General features: G+C 63.6%; 17 protein-coding genes and 1 other RNA gene. 15 read left to right on the plus strand and 3 right to left on the minus strand.

Annotation, left to right across the window (positions count from 1 at the left end; all coding sequences use genetic code 11):
* The first annotated feature begins 93 nt into the window (after positions 1 to 93).
* The 3 genes from CQ14_RS03275 (at position 94) to CQ14_RS03285 (ending at position 2,882) form a co-directional block, all read left to right on the plus strand.
* Positions 94 to 810, plus strand: coding sequence for an alpha/beta fold hydrolase (locus CQ14_RS03275; protein ID WP_057856509.1), 717 nt, complete (start codon positions 94 to 96; stop codon positions 808 to 810).
* Between the two features lie 157 nt (positions 811 to 967).
* Complete coding sequence (locus CQ14_RS03280; RefSeq protein ID WP_057856510.1) at positions 968 to 1,933, plus strand: helix-turn-helix transcriptional regulator; 966 nt, start codon at positions 968 to 970, stop codon at positions 1,931 to 1,933.
* A 220-nt stretch (positions 1,934 to 2,153) separates the two neighbouring features.
* On the plus strand, positions 2,154 to 2,882 hold the full coding sequence (locus CQ14_RS03285) for an alpha/beta hydrolase (protein ID WP_057856511.1): 729 nt from the start codon (positions 2,154 to 2,156) through the stop codon (positions 2,880 to 2,882).
* A gap of 66 nt (positions 2,883 to 2,948) precedes the next feature.
* On the opposite strand, the gene rnpB is transcribed toward CQ14_RS03285, so the two are convergent.
* Positions 2,949 to 3,375, minus strand: an RNA gene (rnpB, locus tag CQ14_RS03400) — RNase P RNA component class A.
* Between the two features lie 133 nt (positions 3,376 to 3,508).
* Between rnpB and CQ14_RS03290 the strand changes: the two genes are divergently transcribed.
* From CQ14_RS03290 to CQ14_RS03300, 3 genes are all read left to right on the plus strand, one after another.
* On the plus strand, positions 3,509 to 3,940 hold the full coding sequence (locus tag CQ14_RS03290) for a PAS domain S-box protein (protein WP_057856512.1): 432 nt from the start codon (positions 3,509 to 3,511) through the stop codon (positions 3,938 to 3,940).
* Positions 3,941 to 4,070: 130 nt separating this feature from the next.
* On the plus strand, positions 4,071 to 4,421 hold the full coding sequence (locus CQ14_RS03295) for a YciI family protein (protein ID WP_057856513.1): 351 nt from the start codon (positions 4,071 to 4,073) through the stop codon (positions 4,419 to 4,421).
* Between the two features lie 14 nt (positions 4,422 to 4,435).
* On the plus strand, positions 4,436 to 5,674 hold the full coding sequence (locus tag CQ14_RS03300; protein WP_057856514.1) for an RNA polymerase sigma factor: 1,239 nt from the start codon (positions 4,436 to 4,438) through the stop codon (positions 5,672 to 5,674).
* 72 nt (positions 5,675 to 5,746) lie between these two features.
* Here the strand turns inward: CQ14_RS03300 and CQ14_RS03305 are convergent, their stop codons facing one another.
* Together CQ14_RS03305 and CQ14_RS03310 are read right to left on the minus strand one after the other, a co-directional pair.
* Positions 5,747 to 6,229 (minus strand): nucleotide exchange factor GrpE, encoded by a 483-nt coding sequence (locus CQ14_RS03305; RefSeq protein WP_057856515.1) that lies wholly within the window; start codon positions 6,227 to 6,229, stop codon positions 5,747 to 5,749.
* Between the two features lie 154 nt (positions 6,230 to 6,383).
* A complete protein-coding gene (locus CQ14_RS03310; protein WP_057856516.1) occupies positions 6,384 to 7,172 on the minus strand; it encodes an N-acetylmuramoyl-L-alanine amidase in 789 nt (262 codons plus the stop codon).
* A 644-nt stretch (positions 7,173 to 7,816) separates the two neighbouring features.
* Here CQ14_RS03310 and rsmH point away from each other — a divergent pair.
* The 9 genes from rsmH (at position 7,817) to CQ14_RS03355 (ending at position 18,920) form a co-directional block, all read left to right on the plus strand.
* The gene (gene rsmH / locus CQ14_RS03315; RefSeq protein WP_057856517.1) at positions 7,817 to 8,812 is read left to right on the plus strand and encodes a 16S rRNA (cytosine(1402)-N(4))-methyltransferase RsmH; all 996 of its coding nucleotides are present in this window, start codon (positions 7,817 to 7,819) and stop codon (positions 8,810 to 8,812) included.
* Between the two features lie 3 nt (positions 8,813 to 8,815).
* Positions 8,816 to 9,208: a cell division protein FtsL gene (ftsL, locus tag CQ14_RS03320; RefSeq protein ID WP_057856518.1), complete on the plus strand. Its 393-nt coding sequence runs from the start codon at positions 8,816 to 8,818 to the stop codon at positions 9,206 to 9,208.
* Complete coding sequence (locus CQ14_RS03325; RefSeq protein ID WP_057856519.1) at positions 9,205 to 10,959, plus strand: peptidoglycan D,D-transpeptidase FtsI family protein; 1,755 nt, start codon at positions 9,205 to 9,207, stop codon at positions 10,957 to 10,959. Before ftsL ends, CQ14_RS03325 begins: the two co-directional genes overlap by 4 nt.
* A gap of 46 nt (positions 10,960 to 11,005) precedes the next feature.
* Positions 11,006 to 12,463, plus strand: a complete 1,458-nt coding sequence (locus CQ14_RS03330; RefSeq protein WP_057856520.1) for a UDP-N-acetylmuramoyl-L-alanyl-D-glutamate--2,6-diaminopimelate ligase — start codon at positions 11,006 to 11,008, stop codon at positions 12,461 to 12,463.
* Positions 12,460 to 13,836 (plus strand): UDP-N-acetylmuramoyl-tripeptide--D-alanyl-D-alanine ligase, encoded by a 1,377-nt coding sequence (locus tag CQ14_RS03335; RefSeq protein WP_057856521.1) that lies wholly within the window; start codon positions 12,460 to 12,462, stop codon positions 13,834 to 13,836. The genes CQ14_RS03330 and CQ14_RS03335 overlap by 4 nt, the downstream gene beginning before the upstream one ends.
* A 165-nt stretch (positions 13,837 to 14,001) precedes the next feature.
* Positions 14,002 to 15,108 carry a phospho-N-acetylmuramoyl-pentapeptide-transferase gene (mraY, locus tag CQ14_RS03340; RefSeq protein WP_057856522.1) on the plus strand — a complete coding sequence of 369 codons (1,107 nt, stop codon included), beginning with the start codon at positions 14,002 to 14,004 and terminating at the stop codon, positions 15,106 to 15,108.
* Between the two features lie 10 nt (positions 15,109 to 15,118).
* Complete coding sequence (gene murD, locus CQ14_RS03345) at positions 15,119 to 16,519, plus strand: UDP-N-acetylmuramoyl-L-alanine--D-glutamate ligase (protein WP_057856523.1); 1,401 nt, start codon at positions 15,119 to 15,121, stop codon at positions 16,517 to 16,519.
* Positions 16,520 to 16,638: 119 nt separating this feature from the next.
* Positions 16,639 to 18,084, plus strand: coding sequence for a DUF5107 domain-containing protein (locus tag CQ14_RS03350; protein ID WP_082649687.1), 1,446 nt, complete (start codon positions 16,639 to 16,641; stop codon positions 18,082 to 18,084).
* A 167-nt stretch (positions 18,085 to 18,251) separates the two neighbouring features.
* Entirely contained in the window at positions 18,252 to 18,920 is a 669-nt protein-coding gene (locus CQ14_RS03355; protein ID WP_057856525.1) for a hypothetical protein, read from the plus strand.
* The last annotated feature ends 142 nt before the right edge of the window (positions 18,921 to 19,062 follow it).

The raw sequence follows: 19,062 nt of genomic DNA on the forward strand, positions 1-19,062 counted from the left end.
GACGCTAGAAATTCGCGCCCACGTTTACACGACGCACCGGGCAGGTACTATCGCAATCGACGCCTTCAACAATAACATCATGGAAACGGCCCAATGAGTTCGACCTCCTCGAAAACCTTCCTCGTCTGTCACGGCGCGTGGTCCGCGGGCTGGGCCTGGAAGAAGATGCATCCGCTGATGCAGGCCGCCGGGCATCGCTTGATCACACCGAGCTACACCGGCCTTGGCGAGCGCGCGCATTTGGCCCATCCAGCGATCGATCTCAATTCCCATATCGAGGACATGCTTGCTGTCATCAGGTATGAAGATCTGCGCGACTTCGTGCTGATCGGTCACAGCTATGGCGGCATGGTCGCGACCGGCGTGGCTGACCGCGCCCGCGACAAGGTCAAACAGCTCATCTATATCGACGCCTTCGTGCCCGAGGGCGGGCAGTCGCTGCTCGACCTGAACGAGGCGGCGCGGGCGCGGATGCAGGAGCTCGCGAAGAGCGGCGATGGCTGGCGCGTGCCGCCGAACCCGACGCCACCGGACACCGCGCCCGCCGATGTCGAATGGCTCAGCGCGCGCCGCGTCGACATGCCGATCAAGTGCTTTGAAACCAAGCTTGAGCTGCAGGGCGGGCCGCTGACCTTGCCGCGCAGCTATATCTACGCCACCCGCATTACGCCGGCCGACACGTTCGGGCCGTTTGCCAGAATGACGAAGGCGGATGCGGCCTGGAGCTATTACGAGATCGACGCCAGCCATTCGCCGAATGTCACGGCGCCGGAAGCGCTGATGGCGTTGCTGCAGAAGATTGCGGGGTAGTCCGTAGCCCGGGTGAAGCGCAGCGTAACCCGGGGTCTGCGCGCCGCGGCTCGAGTATCCCGGACTGCGCTGCGCTCCATCCGGGCTACGGGATCTCTGCGAGGATTGACTCTCCGTCGCCCCCTCAACAAGGTAGGCCTCCGCGGAGGGCAGGGCCATGGCGGCCAGAACGGCTTCGGTGATCGAGACATGGTCGACTGGCCTGGTCGAGCCGGAGCGGCGCCTCGACTACTGGATCGGCGCCGTCTGCGAAGCCTTTCTCGAGATGGACATCACGACGCAGGTCCGCTCCGGCTTCGATTGCTCCCTCGCGCGCGGCCAACTCGATACGATCGGCATCAACCGCGTCGAGGGCTCGGCGCAGCACGTCTACCGTCGAAAAGCCAGTCTCGCGCGCAGCACGTCGAACTTCTATTACCTGCTGTGCAAGGCCGATCATGACTGGACCGTGATGCAGAACGGCCACGCCTCGCGCCTGCGGCCCGGCGACCTTGTGCTGCTGGATTCCCGTCGCTGCTACGAGTTCAACTTTCCGGTGACCTCGAACACGCTGTCGCTGGAACTACCGATTGCGTGGGTCGAGTCGTGGATTACTGACCCGGAGCGGCGGATCGGGCAGCGCATCGACGGGCGCGCCGGTTGGGGCGCCGCGCTCAGCGCGTTTGCCTGCCAGTTGACGCCGCAACTGGCGATCGAGCGGCCGCTGCCGGCGCAGGTCCTGACCGATCAGCTCGGTGCGCTGCTGGCGCTCGGTTTCGGCAGCGAGATTCCGGCGACGCATTCGGAGCGGCGCGACTCCGCTGACCTTCTCGGGCGGATCGGCTGCGCCATCCGGCTGCGCTATGCCGAACCGGGATTGACGGCGGCGATCATCGCCGAGCATCTGCATGTCTCCGAGCGAACCCTGCACCGCTGTCTCAACAATGCAGGCCTCACGTTCAGCGGACTACTTAATGATTGCCGGATGGCGGCGGCGCGCAGAATGCTGAGCGAGCCGAGGTTCGATCGCATCAGCGTCGGCGGAATCGGGCTGCGGGTCGGGCTATCAGATCCGTCCCACTTCATCCGGCAATGCCGCCGATCTTTCGGCATGACCCCGGGCGCTTTCCGGCGGCAGCGCTAGTGCATGATCCGGAAAAGTGTGTAGCGGTCTTCCCTCGCGACAAACGCGAACGCGTTTGCGCGGAGATCATGCTCAAACAANTAGAGCGGGATGACGATTCGAAGAAAAGTCATCACGCTTTAGCGGTCTGGCGTAATCCGGCGATGGCGGTGGCCGAATCCGGCCATCCGGGCAAAGTCGTCCCTATCAATGTCTGGTTCCAAAATCAGGGGAGACGGCAATGGCAGACACCTACGTACTGGTTCACGGCGCCTGGCACACCGGCGCCGAGATGGAAGCGGTGGCCGACTACTTACGAAAGAGCGGCCACGTCGTGCATTGCCCGACGATCGCCGGCAACAACAGCAATGACGACCGCAGCACAACGGGGCTGGAGCAGGCGATCTCCTCGATCGTCGCCTACATCGAGGCGAACAATCTGCGCGACGTCAGATTGGTCGGCCACTCCTACGGCGGGATGGTGATCTCGGGCGTCGCCGACCGTCTGACGGATCGAATCAAGCGGCTCGTCTACGTCAACGCCTTCGTGCCGCTGGACGGGGAGTGCCTCAACGACATGGTGCCGCCGCACTATGTCGGCCTGTTCGATGCGGTGGCCGCCGCCAACAATGGCGCTGTGATGCTGCCGTTCGAAATCTGGCGGGATGCCTTCATCAACGACGCCGATCTCGAACTGGCGAAGTCCGCTTACGCCAAGCTCAACCTGCATCCATACAAGACCTTCACCGACAAAATCGCGCTGAAGCGTCCGCTGGCGGAACTGCCGGTCGGCAAATCCTACGTCAATTGCCGGCAGGACATCGCCTTGCCGCACGGCCTGCCATGGCATCCGCGATTGTCGGAGCGGCTCGGCCTGTTCCGCCTGGTCGAATGCGACGGCAGCCATGAGATGTTCTTCAGCAACCCGGCGCGGCTGGCGCAGGCGATTGCGGAGGCGGGACGCGATTGAGATGCGGGCTACGGTCCTGAAAATGGTGAGGGGCCCGGCGTGTTTCGCCGAGCCCCTCGTTCATCAGATATCAGCCAGCCTGTAAGCCGGGTTCTGTAGGGCACCGTTCTTTCGAACGGTACGTGACGGCCATTCCTCTGGGACCATGCTTGCGCATGGCCTCGAGCAACCTACCCGGACGGCGGGCCTGACATCGCCCTGCGGTGTTATCGCCTTGCGGCGAACTTACCGCGTTGCCGTCCCTATTCGGTTTTGCTCCCGGTGTGGTTTGCCATGCCGTTTCCGTTGCCGGATACGCGGTGCGCTCTTACCGCACCTTTTCACCCTTGCCCGCCGAAGCCCCGAAAGGCAAAGGCTGGCGGTTCGTTCTCTGTGGCACTTTCCCTGGGGTTGCCCCCGCCGGACGTTATCCGGCACCGTATGTCGATGGAGCCCGGACTTTCCTCCCCCGCAGCCTTTCGACCATAGCGGGAGCGGCCGTCCGGCCGACTGACGGCTTACGAATGGGGACTTCGATGGCCTCCGTCAAGGGAAAGCGATGGTTAATCGGGTTCCGGGCGCCTCATTTTGACATGAGCAAGATAGGGGCATTTGATAGCGGCTTCATCGATATGAGATGAGCCGCGATGAAAATTCCTCCCGGTCTTGGTGAAGCCCTGCTGCAAAGCGCTTCCGACGCGATCATTGCAACCGATCACGAGGGCCGCATCACGTTCTGGAATCCCGGCGCGGAGCGGATATTCGGCTTCACCGCCGACGACGCCATCGGCCAGTCGCTCGATCTGATCATTCCCGAAAATCTGCGCGCGCGGCATTGGGCGGGCTTTCGCCATACGATTGAAACCGGGACGAGCCGGTACGGCCACGGCGATCTGCTGTCGGTGCCGGGCCTTGCCAGGGACGGCCGCCGAATCTCGGTCGAATTCACCATCGTGCTGCTGCGAAACGAGGCGCAGGAGGTCACGGGCACCGTGGCTGTCATGCGCGATGTGACCAAGCGCTTTGAGGAGATGAGGGAATTGAAGCGGCGGCTCGCCGGGGCTGGCGGGCGCTCCTGAAGGCTCGCTTCCCGCGCGGATTCAGGGCGATCCCGCCCGGCCCAAAATAAATTATCCTGGCGATGTCGTTTTGTGGGGAGCCCGTTCGACTGGATGTCGGCGATCCAGCCGATCAAGAGGAGAATTTGAGATGCAGTATTTGTTGTTGATCTACCGGAGTGATGCGGAATACGACCGCATGACCGCGGACGACCGCAAGAAGTTGACGGGGGAATATGGTGCGTTCACCCAGTCCATCATCCAGAGCGGCCATTTCAAGGCCGGTGACGGCTTGCAGCCGTCAACGACGGCAACCACCGTGCGGGTTCGCGACGGCAAGATTCTGACGACCGACGGTCCGTTTGCAGAGACGCGCGAACAGCTCGGCGGCTATTATCTGGTCGAGGCCAAGGATCTCGATGAGGCGCTGGGCATTGCCGCCAGAATTCCCACGGCCAAGGTTGGTTCGATCGAGGTCAGGCCTATCATGGTGTATGATTGACATCCAGCGATGGCATGACACCAGGCGAGATCGAAAAAATATTCCGCGACGAGGCGGGGCGGGCGCTGTCTACGCTCATCCGCCTCGTCGGCGATTTTGATTTGGCCGAGGATGTCTTGCAGGATGCGTTTGCTGCGGCGCTGGAACGTTGGCCCGTCGCTGGCGTGCCGACCAGTCCGCGTGCGTGGCTTGTCAATGTCGGCCGCAACAAGGCGGTCGATCGTGTCAGGCGCAACATCGCGTTTCGCGGCAAGCAGCAGGAATTGATGCATGAGTTGTTGCTGGATGCGTCCGGGCCGTGCGAGCCGTCCGACGGCGGTTTCGACGATGACATGTTGCGGCTGATTTTTACGTGCTGTCACCCTTCCTTTGCCGCCGAAGTGCAGGTAGCGCTGACGCTGCGAACGGTGTGCGGCCTCACCACGGCCGAGATCGCGCGCGCATTTCTCGCAAGCGAAGAGGCGATGGCGCAGCGCCTGCTGCGCGCCAAGCAGAAGATCCGTCTCGCCGGCATTCCCTATGAGGTCCCGGAACGCGAAGCGCTGGAGCCGCGCCTGCGCGGTGTGCTTGCGGTGATCTATCTCGTTTTCACCGAAGGCTACGCCGCAACTTCCGGCGAGGAACTGATGCGGCCGGATCTGGCGCGCGAGGCGATCCGGCTGGCGCGATTGCTCGATGCGCTGATGCCCGCGCGTGGCGAGATCAAGGGACTATTGGCCCTGATGCTGTTGCACGATGCCCGCCGCGCCGCCCGCCAGACCGCCGGTGGCGACATCGTGCTGCTGGAAGAGCAGGACCGCAGCCTGTGGGACCAGCGACAGATCGCCGAGGGCTTGATGCTGGTGGAGGACGCGTTGCGGATCCCGGGGCGGCCGCAGCCTTACGCGGTGCAGGCGGCGATCGCCGCGCTGCATGCACGTGCGACCAGTTATGAAGATGCCGACTGGCCACAGATCGCCGGTCTCTATGAAGTGCTGCTGCGGATCAGCCCATCGCCAGTAATCGAACTCAACCACGCCGCTGCGCTAGCGATGGTCGACGGGCCGGCGCGCGCGCTCGACCTGGTCGATGCGCTGGAGGCGCGGGGAGGACTGAAAGGCTATGAATTGCTGCCGGCCGTGCGCGCTGATTTGTTACGACGTTTGAATCGGCGCGACGCGGCGCGCGAAGCCTATCTGGCGGCAACGGCGTCAACGCAGCTTGAGCCGTTGCGACGGTACTATGCGCTGCGGATTGCGGAGATGGATTCGTAACCGTCATACCCGGGCTTGTCCCGGGCATCCCCGTCTTCCTCTTCGGCTTGAGCCAAAGACGGTCGCAATGTATCAAGCTACTGCTGTCAACCTACTATCGACATCTGGGTTTGCGCAAAGCAGACGCTTGCGAATGGCCTCTTCCACAAGCGCGAGCGCTTCCTTGGCTTGTCGCGCTTCGGCTTCAGCCACTTCGGCACGAAGTTGTACAGCCGTCAGCTTATCCTTTTGGGCTTCAATACACGACCGGGCCTGTTCTAGTGCTTTGCACGCATATTGCAGCTTATGTTCGGCGGTGATGATGAGTTCACGTTGCGCCCGCTCGGCGGCCTCAGCTCGCATTTCGGCCAGCTGCAATCTTTCCAAGGCGCTGCTGCAAAGCGATTGGGCGTGGGCTTCGGTCTCGCGAGCATGCTCTTCCATACTGCGGAAGACAGCGGCCGCTTGATAAACCATATCGAGGGCTGTTGCTCCCTTGTCGGGTGCCGACGCTGGGGGAAAGTTCAGGACGTTCTCGTCCTCTCCAGCTGACGCTCTGAAATTACGCTGCGCCATAATTCAAACCCCGTCGCGAACACACGCACACACAGACACACGAGCAGCATCATGAAAAGCTATGGTTAACGGATGGTTAACACCGTCGCCGCGGGGACGTGCATGGCCGGGACAAGCCCGGTCATGACGAGAGGTTAAAGATCGGAGGAGCTAACTACTTCGCTGCGGTTACCGTCGTCATCGCGTCCGCCGGCAGGCTCGCCAGCAGCGCGTGCAGCGTGCTCATGGTCGAGTGGTCGGCGATGCCGTCGACGCGCGCGGGGCGGAAGTGGCGCTGGAAAGCGGTGACCACCTCCATGGTCGGGCCGTCGAACTTGCCGTGGATCGGGACGTTGTAGCCGTATTTGGCGAGCGCCGCCTGCATGTTGGCGACGTCGTCGCTGATCAAGCCGAGCTTGAGCGTTTCGCCGCGCACGATCGGCGCCGGCTGTACCCAATGGCCGACGCCGGAATTGGCCAGCAAGTGCCACGGGAATTTTTCGCCGGGGTCCTTCTTGCGCGCGGGAGCGACGTCGGAATGCGCGAGCACGCGATGCGCAGCGATCTTGCGTCGGAGCATGATGCCGCGGCACAGCGCGATCACGGCGGCGATCTGGCGTGACGGGAAATCCGGATAGCCCCAGTCATGCCCGCGATTGATGATCTCGACGCCGATCGAGCAGGAATTGATGTCGTCCTCGCCGGCCCAGGAGGAGACGCCGGCATGCCAGGCGCGCTTGGCCTCCGGCACGGACTGCACGATGCGGCCGTCCTCGAGCACGATGTAATGCGCCGAGACGTCGGTGCCGGGGGTGCAGAGCTGGGCGATCGCGCCTTCCACATCCGGCATGCCGGTGTAGTGCAGCAGGATCATGTCGGCGACGCGGCCGTTGTTGCGGTCGCCGTGGTTCGGCGAGGGGATGACGTCGGAAGCGATTGAGGAATCGGGGGTAAAGGTCTTCATGTCGGCGTTGGCCCTGGGCACGGGAAGGGCGCGTTGACGCCTCGAATCATTACCAGCAGATGCGAACGAACCAGTAGTCATTTTTTAAACCCAAACGGGGCGGCAGGGCGGCAACATCGTGTTCGAGCGGCAATATCATTTACTATTCATTTACGTTAGACGGGCGCAATCGGTCGGCCGAGTTCCACACGCTTTTTGACCAGATGTGTGCGAGGCGCATCACCATTTTCCACCGCTTGGAGCTTCGGTTCTGATTGTATCAGAACCGAAGCTCTAGATTGTTGTTTTGACGCGTTTTCTTCACGCGAACCGGTACCCGCTTCGCTCGAAAACGCTATGGAAAACACGCAAAACCCGTCGGGGATCATCAACGCTTTCTTAACGCTAAGTGCCGTTACTAAGTGGTGAAGAGCCGAACCGGGTTGGGGACGGCCGAGGCCCTGTTTCACGCTCGAAATGCCATGGCAACCCAGCAAATTCCGTCTGGAAATGAGCGGGTGCGAGGCCGGGCGAGAAGCGGCAGTCGCGCGGGGGCGCGGCCTTATGGTCGGAAAAGCCCGGCGAAGCGCAGAGATTCGAGGCGCAATGGGCCGGTTCGCGTCCAGTTTTCATATCGCAGACTGGAAAACGCCAGGGGACGGCGCATGATTTCGGCTGCGCCGCGCCATATCTCGGTGCTCGGCCGCGAGGCGGTCGAGATGCTCAATCCCAGGGATGGCGGCGTCTATGTCGACGCCACCTTCGGCGCCGGCGGTTACAGCCGCGCCGTCCTCGCTGTGGCGGGAACACAGGTCATCGGCATCGACCGCGACCGGTCAGCGATTACCGGCGGGTTCGATCTGGTGGAAGAGTCCGAGGGGCGGCTGACCCTGGTCGAGGATCGGTTCTCCAACCTGGCGGAAGTCTGCGCAGGCCAGGGGGCGGCCGCAGTGGACGGCGTCGTGATGGACGTCGGCGTTTCCTCGATGCAGCTCGATCAGGCCGAGCGCGGCTTCTCGTTCCGGCTCGGCGGCCCGCTCGACATGCGGATGGGCCATGACGGACCGACGGCGGCGGATGTCGTGGCGAAGGCCTCGGAGGCCGATCTCGCCAAGATCATCTACATCTTCGGCGAAGAACGTCACTCGCGCGCCGTTGCGCGGGCCATCGTGGCGGCGCGAAAAGAGGCGCCGATCACGACCACGCAGGCGCTGGCCGATATCGTAGGCCGAGTGGTGCGCTCCAAGCCGAACGAGATTCATCCGGCGACGCGCACGTTCCAGGGCTTGCGGATCTTCGTCAACGCCGAACTCGACGAACTGCACCTGGCGCTTTCCGCGGCCGAACGCGTGCTGAAGCCCGGCGGGCGGCTGGTGGTGGTGTCGTTCCATTCGCTGGAAGACCGCATCGTCAAGGATTTCTTCAACGCACGCGGCAAGACCGGTGGCGGCTCGCGCCATTTGCCCGAAGTGGCACAGGCGGCGCCGAGCTTTCAGATCCTGACCAAGCGTCCGGTGACGCCAACGGACGCCGAAGTGGCCGCCAATCCGCGCGCGCGGTCCGCCAAGCTGCGGGCGGCTGAGCGCACCGCCGCGCCCGCGCATGCGGCTGATCGCTTGCCCGCATGGCCTGTTCTCGTCGACGTGATGAGGGGAGGCTGACCGATGCGGATCATCCACTTCCTCGTCATCGGCGTGCTGGTGTTCGCGGCGGCCTATGTCTACCGGATCAAGATGGAATCGACCTCGCGCGTCGAGCGCGTGCTGCGGCTGAATGCGGAAATTCGCGAGCAGCGCGACGCCATCGCGGCGCTGCGCGCGGAATGGGCCAAGCTCGATGCGCCGTTGCGGCTGCAGGGATTGGCCGAGCGCCATCTCGGGCTGAAGCCGCTGGTCGCCACGCAATATGACCAGTTGAAGAATTTGCCGGAACGGCCGCCGGCCTTTGCGCGGCCCGGCGCGCCCGATCCGATCGGCGCGATGATCAACACCATCGAGGCTACGGCCGAGGCGCCATCCACGACCGGCTCCGTGCCCGCACCGGGAGATCAGCAATGACCGGCCGGGCGCTGACCCATACGACGAGAAAGCTCGCCGAGCCGTGGCGGCAGCGGCTGATCCGCAGCCTGCTTTACGGGCGCAATGTCGATCGCGCCGCCAAGGCGCGGGCGCGTGTCGGCCTTGCGATCCTGCTGTTCGCGGCGGTTTATGCGGTGCTGGCCGGACGTCTTGTCATGTTCGCGGTCGGCGCCGACGGCCACGGCGCGCGCCGCGCCGGCTCGCAGGACGCGATTGCGACCGCGCGGCCCGACATCGTCGATCGCAACGGCGAGGTGCTGGCGACCGACGTCAAGGCGCCGAGCCTGTTCGGCGAGCCGCGCCGTATCATCGACAAGGACGAGGCGATCGAACTCTTGACCGCCGCGCTGCCGGACCTCGATACCGCGGAGGCGCGCGCGCGCCTGTCGTCGCGCAAGGGCTTTGTCTGGCTGAAGCGCGAGATTTCGCCGAAGCAGCAGCATGACATCCACAAGCTCGGCATTCCCGGCATCGGTTTCCTGCGTGAAAACAAGCGCGTCTACCCGACCGGCGCGTCGGTCGCGCATCTGATCGGCCTCGTCAACATCGACAACCAGGGCATCGCCGGGATGGAGAAGTGGCTGGACAATAACGGTCTGGCCGACCTGCACCGCGCCGGCTTCGCCACCGATCGCCTGCAGAAGCCGGTGGAACTGTCGATCGACCTGCGCGTCGAACACGCGCTGCGCGACGAACTCCTGAAGGCGAAGGAAAAATACAAGGCCAAGGCGGCCTCCGGCCTCGTCTCCAACGTCAGGACCGGCGAGATCGTCGCCCTGGTATCGCTGCCGGATTTCGATCCGAACAATCCGAAGGAAGCGCACGATCCCGACCGCATCAACCGCCTGACCACCGGCGTGTTCGAAATGGGCTCGACCTTCAAGGCGCTGACGCTGGCGATGGCGCTGGATTCCGGCAAGGCCAACCTCAACACGCTCTATGACGGGCGTGGCGCGCTGAAGTTCGGCAAGTTCACCATTCACGACACCCATCCGGTCGGCCGCAACATCACGCTGGCGGAAGTGTTCACCTTCTCGTCCAACGTCGGTGCAGCCAAGATCGCGTTGTCGCAAGGCGTCGAGGCGCACAAGGCATTCCTGAAAAAGCTCGGCCAGATGGATCGGCTGCGCACCGAACTGCCGGAAAGCGCTTCCCCGATCGTGCCGAAGCGCTGGACCGAGCTCAACACGATCACGGCGTCCTTCGGTCACGGCATCGCGGTGGCGCCGCTGCAGGCGGTGATGGGCATCAACGCCTGCATCAATGGCGGCTTCCTGATTCCCCCAACCTTCCTCAAGCGGTCGGAAGAGGAGGCGAGGGCCATCGCCAAGAAGGTGCTGCGGACCGAAACCTCCGACAAGATGCGCTATCTGATGCGGCTGAACGCCGAGATCGGAACCGCCAAGAAGGCCGACGTCAAGGGCTACTATATCGGCGGCAAGACCGGCACCTCGGAAAAGGTGGTCAACGGCCGCTATTCCAAGAAACAGGTGCTCAACTCCTTCACGGCGATCATCCCGGCCGACAACCCGCAGTATCAGCTCCTGGTCATGCTGGACGAGCCAAAGGCATTGCCGGAAACCTATGGCTTCATCACCTCGGGCTGGAACGCGGTGCCGACCGGCGGCAAGGTGATTGCCCGCATCGGCCCGCTGCTGGGTGTCGAGCCGCGGTTCGACCTGCCGCCGTCCGACCGCCTTATTCTTGCGGCATCGAGGACAACCCAGTAAGGCGTAGCCACAAGCGCAGTGCTGCGCCGGGCCGGACTGGAACACCATGAAACTTCGCGACCTCTTCAGCGATGACGCGGCGATCGAGCCGCAGGCGGAAGCTGTCGATGTGAAGGGCCTCGCGGTCGACAGCCGTGCGGTGAAGCCGGGCGATTTGTTTTTTGCGCTCTCCGGCAGCAAGACCGACGGCGCGCGCTTCATCGATGCGGCAATCGCGGCAGGTGCGGTCGCGGTAGCCGGCGACCATGCGCCGCCGGACCTCCGCGTGCCGTTCGTCGTCGCCGCAAATCCCCGCCGCGCGCTGGCACTGGCGGCGGCAAAGTTCTATCCGCGGCAGCCCGCGACCATTGCGGCGGTGACCGGCACCAGCGGCAAGACTTCGGTGGCGGCGTTCACGCGGCAGATCTGGGAGCGGCTGGGCCACGCTTCCGCCAGCATCGGCACCATCGGTCTGGTGTCGCCAAAACGCACCGTCTACGGCTCGCTGACGACGCCGGATCCGATCGCGCTGCACAGGCAGCTCGACGAGATAACCGGTGACGGCGTCACGCATCTGGCCTTCGAGGGATCCTCGCACGGGCTCGACCAGTTCCGGCTCGACGGCGTGCGCGTCGCCGCCGGCGGCTTCACCAACCTGTCGCGCGACCATATGGACTACCATCCCGACGAGGCGCATTACCTTGCTGCCAAGCTGCGGCTGTTCCGCGACCTGATCGCGCCTGACGGCGCGGCCGTGATTTCGGCCGATCATGCTTGCTCGCCGCAAGTGATCGAGGCGGCGCAGGCGCGGGGCTTGCGCATCGTCGCCGTCGGCGGCAATGCCGATGGTGACGGCGAAGGGATCCGCCTCGTCGGTGCCAGCGTCGAGGGATTTGCGCAGAACCTCGCGCTGGAGCATCGCGGGCGGAATTACACGATCAGGCTGCCGCTGGTCGGCGAATTCCAGATCGAGAATGCGCTGGTGGCTGCGGGGCTCGCGATCGGCACCGGCAGCGATCCCTCAGCGGTGTTCGCCGCGCTCAAACATCTCGAAGGCGCCAAGGGGCGGCTGGAGTGGGTCGGTGAACACAATGGCGCGCCGATTTTCGTCGATTACGCGCACAAGCCGGACGCGCTGGCGAAGTCGCTGCAGGCGCTGCGGCCTTATGCGAAACGCAAGCTGATCGTCATCTTCGGCGCCGGCGGCGATCGCGACGCCGGAAAACGCCCGATCATGGGCGCGATCGCGGCCGAGAATGCCGATCAGGTCATCGTCACCGACGACAATCCGCGCAGCGAAAATCCGGCTGCGATCCGCGCGGCCATCCTGGCGGCGACGAAGGGCGCAACCGATATCGGCGATCGCACCGAGGCGATCAGGGCGGGGATCGCGGCGCTGCAGCCCGGCGATGCGCTGTTGATCGCCGGCAAGGGCCATGAGACCGGCCAGATCGTCGGCGACAAGGTCTTGCCGTTCAGTGATCATGAGGCGGTGGCGGCCGCGCTCGCAGCGAGGGTAGTATGAGCGCGTTGTGGACGGTTGCCGAAGTTGCGCGCGCGCTGGGGCTTCCTGGCGAATTCCCGGGCACGCCGATCGATTTCGTCACGCAGGACAGCCGGCTGGTGAAACCGGGATGCCTGTTCGTGGCGCTGAGCGGCACGCCGAGTGGCGGTTTCATTTCGAGTTTTGCCAGCGCACGCGACGGCTGGGAATTCGCCGACAAGGCGGAGGCGGCCGGCGCGGTGGCGATGATCGTTCCGCATCGAATTGCCGGCGTGAGCGTTCCTCAACTGGTCGTGAAGGATACGTTGATTGACGGGCTTTGGACGCTCGCACGCGCCGCGCGGGCGCGCTTTGCCGGGCCGGTGATCGGCCTGACCGGCAGCGCGGGCAAGACCAGCACCAAGGAATTCCTCGCCGCGTATCCGAACGCCTATGCCAGCCCGAGCAGCTTCAACAATTTCTGGGGCGTGCCGCTGACGCTGTGCAATGCGAGCCCGGGCGCGAGCGTCTGGGTCGTCGAGATGGGCATGAACCAGACCGGCGAAATCGCGCGGCTGAGCGAATTGACGAAGCCGACGGTCGCGCTGGTCGTGAACGTGCAGCCGGTACATCTGGAAAAGCTCGGCAGCCTGGAGGCGATCCGGCGCGAGAAGGTGAGCATCGCGCAGGGCCTGCCGAAAGACGGCGTGCTGGTGTTGCCTGACGATGTCGCGGCGCCGGAATGGAACGGCAAGGTCGTTCGCTTCGGTGCAGCCTCCGAGGTGCGGGAACTGAAGCACACGCCCGAGGGCGAGAGCTGGAACGTCGCCGCTCAGGTGAATGGCGAGCAAATCGAATTCGGCCTGACGCCGGGCGCGCCGCATCGCCTGCAGAATGCGCTCGCTGCGCTGGCGTCGATCCATGCCGCCGGGCTCGATCCGGCGGCGCTGGCGAAAGAACTCGGCCATGTCGGCATCATGACCGGCCGCGGTGTGGAACAGGCGGCCCATGGCGTCACGGTGATCGACGACAGTTTCAACGGCAATCCGGCCAGCATGGTGGCCGCGCTCGGCAGCCTGAAGGCGCGGCCGGTGAAATCAGGTCGACGCATCGCCATTCTCGGCGACATGCTGGAATTGGGTGCTGACGCGCCCGCCTATCACGTGAAGCTCGCGGCGGACCTGCCTGATATCGACGGCGTCTACTGCGTCGGCCCCTTGATGCGCCATTTGTACGATCTCGTTCCGGCGGAGCGGGCGCTCGGCTGGCATGAAGATCCGGCCACGCTCGATCCCCAACAAATCGCCGCATTGCTGCGGGACGGGGACGTGGTGGTGGTCAAGGGCAGCAAAAAGATGTTCTGGGTGAACAAGTTTGTGCCGAGGCTGCTGGCCGCGCTGCAGGCAAAGGCGTAGACTGGCCGTATCAGGCGGCCCGCCTTTTCCGCGAGACGTGATTCGTCAATACCCCAGGCATGACCAAGATTTGCTTGGTTTGAGGATGAAAACGATTATCAAGGCGTTGCCAAAGCGCTTCCCGCCAAAGACGGCGCAACCAAGCCGCGTGATAGGGCCTTTTGAATGTTTTACTGGCTGATCGAACTTTCCAACACCGTTCCCGGTTTTGGCATCTTCCGCGGCGCGCTGAACGTATTTCGCTACATCACCTTCCGCACCGGCGGGGCGATGGTGACGGGGGCACTGTTCGTGTTCCTGTTCGGCCCCTGGATCATCGATCATCTGCGGCTCCGGCAAGGCAAGGGCCAGCCGATCCGCACCGACGGCCCGGCATCCCACCTGATCTCCAAGAAGGGCACGCCGACGATGGGCGGGCTGATGATCCTCTCGGGCCTGGTGGTCTCGACGCTGCTGTGGGCCAACCCGCTCAACCCCTATGTCTGGATCGTGCTGGCGGTGACGCTCGGCTTCGGCTTCGTCGGTTTCTACGACGACTATCTGAAGGTCACGAAGCAGTCGCACAGCGGTTTTGCCGGCAAGCTGCGGCTTCTGATCGAGGGCATCATTGCGCTTGTCGCCTGCTACGCGCTGGTTCGGCTTGGCCGCGATGTCACATCGACCTCGCTTGCGATTCCCTTCCTGAAGGACGTGGTGATCAATTTCGGCTGGTTCTTCGTGATCTTCGGCGCCTTCGTCATCGTCGGCGCCGGCAATGCGGTGAACCTGACCGACGGCCTCGACGGGCTTGCCATCGTGCCGGTCATGATCGCCGCCGCCAGCTTCGGCATGATCTCGTATCTGACCGGTAATGCCGTCTTCTCCGACTATCTGCAGATCCGGTATGTCGCCGGCACCGGCGAGCTTGCCGTGCTGTGCGGCGCGGTGCTTGGCGCCGGCCTCGGGTTCCTCTGGTTCAACGCGCCGCCGGCCTCGATCTTCATGGGCGATACCGGCTCGCTCGCGCTCGGCGGCATGCTCGGCGCGACCGCGGTCGCGGTGAAGCACGAGATCGTGCTGGCCGTGATTGGCGGCCTGTTTGTGCTGGAAGCCGTCTCCGTGATCGTGCAGGTGGCCTCGTTCAAGCTGACCGGCAAACGCGTGTTCCGGATGGCGCCGCTGCACCATCATTTCGAGCAGAAGGGCTGGACCGAGCCGCAGATCGTGATCCGGTTCTGGATCATCTCGGTGATGCTGGCGCTTGCCGGCCTCTCCACGCTGAAGCTGCGGTGAGCCGTACGCGATGATCCCCGTCACGTCATTCGCAGGCAAGACGGTCGCCGTGTTCGGCCTCGGCGGTTCCGGCCTTGCGTGCTGCCATGCGCTGAAGGCCGGCGGCGCCGAAGTGATCGCGGCCGACGACAGCGCCGACAATGTCGCCAAGGCGGCGCAGGCCGGCTTCACCACGGCCGATCTGCGCACGGTGTCGTGGTCGAATTTCTCGGCGCTGATCCTCACCCCCGGCGCGCCGCTGACGCATCCGGCGCCTCATTGGTCGGTGCTGATGGCCCGTCAGGCCGGCGTCGAGGTGATCGGCGACGTCGAATTGTTCTGCCGCGAGCGCCGCCGCCACGCGCCGGACGCGCCGTTCGTCGCCATCACCGGCACCAACGGCAAATCGACCACCACGGCGCTGATTGCGCATCTGATGAAGGTCGCCGGCTACGACACCCAGATGGGCGGCAATATCGGCACCGCGATCCTGTCGCTGGAGCCGCCGCGGATGGGGCGGGTGCATGTGGTCGAGATGTCGTCCTACCAGATCGACCTCGCGCCCTCGCTCGATCCGTCCGTCGGCATTCTGCTCAATGTCAGCGAAGACCATATCGACCGCCACGGCACGCTGGAGCATTACGCCGCCGTGAAGGCGCGGCTCGTCGCCGGCGTGCAGCCGCAGGGCACGTCCATCGTCGGTGTCGATGACGGCTGGTGCCGCAACATCGCCGACCGGCTCGACCAGACCGGCAAGCGCGTGGTGCGCATCTCCGTGAAGAACCCGCTACCCGACGGCGTCTATGTCGAGCGCGAAACCATCGTGCAGGCCTCCGGCGGCGCCCGCCGCGAGGTCGCGCGGCTGGGCGGCATCGGTTCGTTGCGCGGCCTGCACAATGCGCAGAACGCGGCGTGTGCGTCGGCTTGTGCGCTGGCGATGGGCATCTCGACCGACACGCTGCAAGACGGCCTGCGCAGCTTTCCCGGCCTCGCGCACCGCATGGAGCAGGTCGGCCGCCGCGGCAACGTCCTGTTCGTCAACGACTCCAAGGGCACCAACGCCGACGCCGCCGCGCACGCGCTGTCGTCGTTTGCCGATATCTTCTGGATCGCCGGCGGCAAGCCGAAGCAGGGCGGCATCACAAGTCTCACCGAATATTTCCCGCGCATCCGCAAGGCCTATCTGATCGGCGAGGCCGCGCAGGAATTTGCGGGTACATTGGGCGAGCGCGTGCCGCACGAGATATCTGAGACGCTCGATGTCGCGGTGGCGAGCGCGGCGCGCGACGCGGATGCGTCGGGGATTTTCGATCCGGTGGTCTTGCTGTCGCCCGCCTGTGCCTCGTTCGACCAGTACCGCAATTTCGAAATCCGCGGCGCCGCGTTCCGCGATCTGGTCACGGCGATGCCGGGTGTGAAGCCGGTGGTGTGATATTGAGGATCGCGTAGGATGGGTCGAGTGCAGCGAAACCCATCGCTGCGGGACCGGATTGATGGGTTTCGCTTCGCTCTACCCATCCTGCATCCTTCTTCATTTCGAGGGCGTCGCAAATGGCAACTCATGCTCTCTCACGCACCTTTGTTCGTTTCACGTTTGGTGCGCTCTCGGCGACCCTGGCATTTAATGCTGTCGTAGATGCGACGCTAGCGTCGGACGGAGTGTCCTTGAGCGAGTCGACGATCACGTGGAGCACCGTCAAGTACGTGACCTCCGCAGAGAATGGATTCGTCAATGGCTCGCTCGACAAGAACACTATCGTCGATCGAACGTTCAAGAGCCATGTGCTCGAGAATCGTTATCTGAGGGTGACGCTCGTCCCCGAATTTGGCGGGCGCATTCTTTCCATCATTTACAAGCCGACCGGCCACGAACAACTTTATCGCACGGAAGTGGGCGTGCCTTACGGGATGAACGCCGGCAATTTTTATTACGACTGGCTGATGGTGTATGGCGGCATCTTCCCGACGTTCCCGGATGCCGAGCACGGCAAGGCGTGGCTGAAGCCGTGGAACTTCAAGGTGGTGAAGGAGAGCGCCGGTGAAGTGACCGTGTCGATGTCGCTGAAGGATGATATCGCGTATTCCGCGGCGCCAAAACAGTTCCTCAAGGGTTCGACGGGCATCGAAGCGACTTACTATGTCACGCTGAAAGCCGATCGCGCCGCGCTCGATACACGCGTGGTGCTGAAAAACCCGCAAGCCAATACGGTCGACTACGAGTACTGGACGTGCACGACGCTCGCGCCGGGATCGGATCCGAACAATCCCAGGACGACCGGCGGCGCCGAAATCATCGCGCCGATAGCGGCCTATAGCACGCCCGCCTGGTCGAAGAATCTGTCCGATGGCGACGAAAGCGCAGGCGCGGGCAGTAGCCGTTTCGAAAAATTGCGCTACTTCAAGAACTGGCCGACGATGGGCATCGCCTACGCGGCGCCCGACATGCAGGGCGGCAATTTTTGGGGCGTGATCAACCACGACAACGAGGAGGGGATCATCCGCATCGCCGACAACAGCGTCACTCGGGGCCTGAAGATGTGGACGTGGGGATATCCGTCGTTCACGAATGAGACCGACGCGCGCAACGACCCGAATGAAGCGCGGCCCTACGTCGAATTGTGGGCGGGCGTGTCAGACCAGTTCTTCCACCGCGCTACGCTTCCCTCGCGCGGCGAGATATCGATTCCGGAAACCTATAGCCCGACCGTCGGCATGAGCAATGTAACGCATGCGAACGAGAATATCCTGATCAATTTCTCGGCAGCGGCTTCCAATGTGAATCTCCAGTTCTTCAGTATCGAACCGGCCACATCGTTGCGCGTGACGTTGAAACGCGGCGACGCGTCATTGTTCGACGACGCCGTGACGGCGGACCCAAAAAGCGGAAACCGTATTTCTACACCGATTCCTGCCGGCGGCAGCGGCGAGCAGGTGCGGCTGACGATCACGACTGTGGAAGGCAAAGAGCTAATCACGGCGAAGACGGAAATAAAGTAGGTTTGCCGTAGGATGTGTAGAGCGCAGCGAAACCCATCATCCTGGCGACCGCAATTGAAGGGGATCGATTCCGCCTTCGCTCGTTGAGCTACGGCGGGCAAGTCGCTCCACCCATCCTGTACGGTGCATATTGTAGCGCGCGTTGTTGCGGACAGGGGAGAAGGGATTTGAGCGAAAGCGAGCCTGCAATCGAGACGGTCGTAATCCCCAGCGAACTCGCGTTGAAAAATCCGGCCGCTCCATCCGTCGTCGTGTCGCTGCCGATCGTCGCGCGGTCGGCGGAGCTCAAGAATTGCTTGCTCGGGTTGTTCTTCCTTGCAGGCGGCATGTTCGCCCTTTTGTGCGGCGTGCTCATTGGCATGCCGGTATTTGTATTTTGGCGTCGCGCGGTGAACGTGGGCATGTCGATCTGGGAGGTTCTCCTCCTCCTTGTGCTCGTGCCAATGCTGATCTTAGCCGTGCGGTGGGGCGTGGGCTGCACGGTCGCGGCGCTGACCTGCTTCCGGGACGCCGCGCGGAATGGTCCCGCCCTCGAGATCACCGCCGATGGCCTGCGCGACTATCGCTCCGGCCTGTCGGTGCCCTGGTCGTCGGTGCAGTGCGCCAGGATTGCCAACAGCGGCATCGATGGCGTCATTCTGCAGCTTCGCGAGCCGGTGAAGCATTGGCAGAATCCGTTTCGGCTGGACGTGCAGTTTCAGGGCTATCGTCCGAAGCCAGATCACGTGCTCGTTTCTGCCGCCCATCTCGATGTACCGTCCCACGTACTGATCCACACGATCCTGTCTTTGACTCAGACCGTAGGATGGGTAGGGCGCAGCGAAACCCATCAGTGATGGTGGCCGCAAACGACGATGGGTTTCGCTGCGCTCTACCCATCCTACGAAGGCGCGCCCGATCTCTCAAAAGTTACGCTCTTCATTAACTCCCCATAAACCATCCTGCTCCACCAATGGGCGTTACCTATGCCATTTTGGG

The sequence above is a fragment of the Bradyrhizobium lablabi genome, from assembly GCF_001440475.1.
Lineage (GTDB): Bacteria > Pseudomonadota > Alphaproteobacteria > Rhizobiales > Xanthobacteraceae > Bradyrhizobium > Bradyrhizobium lablabi.

What these genes read in the sequence shown, in the direction of transcription:
- CQ14_RS03275 (WP_057856509.1), top strand. Translation starts at nt 94, where the DNA reads ATGAGTTCGACCTCCTCGAAAACCTTCCTCGTCTGTCACGGCGCGTGG.
- rsmH (WP_057856517.1), top strand. Translation starts at nt 7,817, where the DNA reads ATGATTTCGGCTGCGCCGCGCCATATCTCGGTGCTCGGCCGCGAGGCG.
- ftsL (WP_057856518.1), top strand. Translation starts at nt 8,816, where the DNA reads ATGCGGATCATCCACTTCCTCGTCATCGGCGTGCTGGTGTTCGCGGCG.
- CQ14_RS03305 (WP_057856515.1), bottom strand. Translation starts at nt 6,229, where the DNA reads ATGGCGCAGCGTAATTTCAGAGCGTCAGCTGGAGAGGACGAGAACGTC.
- mraY (WP_057856522.1), top strand. Translation starts at nt 14,002, where the DNA reads ATGTTTTACTGGCTGATCGAACTTTCCAACACCGTTCCCGGTTTTGGC.
- murD (WP_057856523.1), top strand. Translation starts at nt 15,119, where the DNA reads ATGATCCCCGTCACGTCATTCGCAGGCAAGACGGTCGCCGTGTTCGGC.
- CQ14_RS03330 (WP_057856520.1), top strand. Translation starts at nt 11,006, where the DNA reads ATGAAACTTCGCGACCTCTTCAGCGATGACGCGGCGATCGAGCCGCAG.
- CQ14_RS03325 (WP_057856519.1), top strand. Translation starts at nt 9,205, where the DNA reads ATGACCGGCCGGGCGCTGACCCATACGACGAGAAAGCTCGCCGAGCCG.
- CQ14_RS03350 (WP_082649687.1), top strand. Translation starts at nt 16,639, where the DNA reads ATGGCAACTCATGCTCTCTCACGCACCTTTGTTCGTTTCACGTTTGGT.
- CQ14_RS03290 (WP_057856512.1), top strand. Translation starts at nt 3,509, where the DNA reads ATGAAAATTCCTCCCGGTCTTGGTGAAGCCCTGCTGCAAAGCGCTTCC.
- CQ14_RS03295 (WP_057856513.1), top strand. Translation starts at nt 4,071, where the DNA reads ATGCAGTATTTGTTGTTGATCTACCGGAGTGATGCGGAATACGACCGC.
- CQ14_RS03280 (WP_057856510.1), top strand. Translation starts at nt 968, where the DNA reads ATGGCGGCCAGAACGGCTTCGGTGATCGAGACATGGTCGACTGGCCTG.
- CQ14_RS03300 (WP_057856514.1), top strand. Translation starts at nt 4,436, where the DNA reads ATGACACCAGGCGAGATCGAAAAAATATTCCGCGACGAGGCGGGGCGG.
- CQ14_RS03310 (WP_057856516.1), bottom strand. Translation starts at nt 7,172, where the DNA reads ATGAAGACCTTTACCCCCGATTCCTCAATCGCTTCCGACGTCATCCCC.
- CQ14_RS03335 (WP_057856521.1), top strand. Translation starts at nt 12,460, where the DNA reads ATGAGCGCGTTGTGGACGGTTGCCGAAGTTGCGCGCGCGCTGGGGCTT.
- CQ14_RS03285 (WP_057856511.1), top strand. Translation starts at nt 2,154, where the DNA reads ATGGCAGACACCTACGTACTGGTTCACGGCGCCTGGCACACCGGCGCC.